The following is a 667-nucleotide window of genomic DNA, read 5'->3' on the forward strand; positions in this document are numbered from 1 at the left end:
GGGGATGCCACAGGATCTGTCAAAATCCACTGGCCCCCTTGAGAGTGCTTTATATCGTCAATGGCAGCAGTGCTGGTTTACACGATGCTACGGCGACACAGGTGTTCGTGCAGAGCAGGTTTTTCCTCTGAACACGGTTCAGACCATGACTCTGGCGATAACAGCTAATCAACCTTATCTGGTAGAAGCAGCGAAACGAATGGAGGCTATGGACTTTGAAGCTGAGATAAACTGGCCTGCCTGCTGGCAGGAACTCCAGAGTGTTTTAAATCTGCCTGTTGCCAGCTATTGCCAGAGCGAGCCGGAGGCCAGTACTCAGCTAACAGATGCTATGGATACGCAACCTCTTTCCAGCTATTGCCATGATGAGCCGGAGAAAAGTACTCAGCCAGCAGCTGCTATGGATACGCAGGCTCAGTTGCCACAACCTACCAGAAGACCACTGGACAGAATAACAAACTATGAGCACTTTCCTAAGCCATGTATCACTTGCAAAAAGGTTTTTCAGGCTCTCGGCCATAACCCACGGATGACTCGTTTGCGCGTATATGATATTGCTGAGACTCCCGCAGGTGGCCTGATAACCATAAGGTCGGGGCATGGTGAGTATGGTCTGGAAACTGTGTTACCGGGAACGTTGTCAGCCAGTGATCCTATACCTTTAGCC

1 protein-coding gene is annotated in these 667 nt (G+C 50.4%); it reads left to right on the forward strand.

Features of this window, described 5'->3' with window-relative positions; genetic code table 11:
* A partial coding sequence (locus tag E1189_RS23275; RefSeq protein WP_196221092.1) for a hypothetical protein occupies positions 1-667 on the forward strand: 667 nt, incomplete at both ends.

Source organism: Parendozoicomonas verongulae (genome assembly GCF_009711465.1).
Classification (GTDB): domain Bacteria; phylum Pseudomonadota; class Gammaproteobacteria; order Pseudomonadales; family Endozoicomonadaceae; genus Sansalvadorimonas; species Sansalvadorimonas verongulae.